The sequence below is a fragment of the Caballeronia sp. BR00000012568055 genome, from assembly GCF_029439455.1.
GTDB lineage: Bacteria > Pseudomonadota > Gammaproteobacteria > Burkholderiales > Burkholderiaceae > Caballeronia.
In genome coordinates this window covers 1-891 of sequence record NZ_JAQFVG010000283.1, presented here as the reverse complement: position 1 = coordinate 891, position 891 = coordinate 1, and the positions used below count along the sequence as shown (strand labels likewise).

Sequence of the window (891 nt, the reverse complement as noted above, 5' to 3'; positions counted from 1 at the left end):
AACTGCTCAATGCGGAACTCAAGAACGAACTGACTGCGGTGCATCAATATCTGCATCACGGTCGTTTATACAAGCATTGGGGTTTCGAGGAACTCGGTACGCACGAGTGCGCTGAGTCGATGGACGAACTGACTCATGCGGACCGTTTGATCGAGCGCATTCTTATGCTCGACGGCACGCCGAATTTGCAGGATCTTCATACGCTCAATATCGGCAATGACGTGCTGGAAGCTTTGAAAAACGATCTTGCGCTCGAACAGGCTGCGCAGGCGCAATGCAAGGCGGCCATCACGCACTGCGAGTCCGTGCGGGACTTTGTCTCGCGGTTGCTGCTTGTCGATTTGCTGGACGCGACCGAAGAACATATCGATTGGCTGGAAATACAGATTGGGCTGATCGATAAGATAGGTATCCAGAATTATCAGCAATCGGCCATACACAAGGTCGCGTGACTCGTTACGGGTAAGCAAAGCCAGAACGGGGTTTTATATCAACGCTGCCTGGTTGATTCGATGTGAAACTGAATCAGCCATGCGGATAACGGTCGTGCAGCGTGACGCGCTTCGTCATCGGACATGGCGCGCAGAAACGCCGCCCGCGCCTCGATCTTTACCGATAGCCAGATCGCAAATGCGACCACGAGTATCGCGAGCCGGACGGTGTCCGACTCCAACGCATCGCATCGACTGAAAACGCCGAGCAAGAGCAGCGCGATGGCTTCGGTAAGAGCAAGTGAAAACGCGAACAGAATCACGTTGGCGCGAACGTGAGCGAGTTTTGAATAACGCATGTGAGCGCCCGAGAAGGTTGATGCGATTCTCGGTGCAGCCTCACTCCTAAACAAGCCATCCGCGCTGCAAAAGAGAATTCCTGCGTCGCCTTTTGCTAAAT

At 53.6% G+C, this 891-nt stretch carries 2 protein-coding genes; one reads left to right on the top strand and one right to left on the bottom strand.

Annotated features, from left to right (window positions below; all coding sequences use genetic code 11):
* The first annotated feature begins 2 nt into the window (after window positions 1-2).
* Entirely contained in the window at window positions 3-452 is a 450-nt protein-coding gene (bfr, locus tag P7F28_RS17190; RefSeq protein ID WP_277185724.1) for a bacterioferritin, read from the top strand.
* Window positions 453-490: 38 nt separating this feature from the next.
* Here bfr and P7F28_RS17185 read toward each other — a convergent pair whose 3' ends face one another.
* Window positions 491-790 carry a hypothetical protein gene (locus P7F28_RS17185; protein WP_277185723.1) on the bottom strand — a complete coding sequence of 100 codons (300 nt, stop codon included), beginning with the start codon at window positions 788-790 and terminating at the stop codon, window positions 491-493.
* Window positions 791-891: the final 101 nt, after the last annotated feature.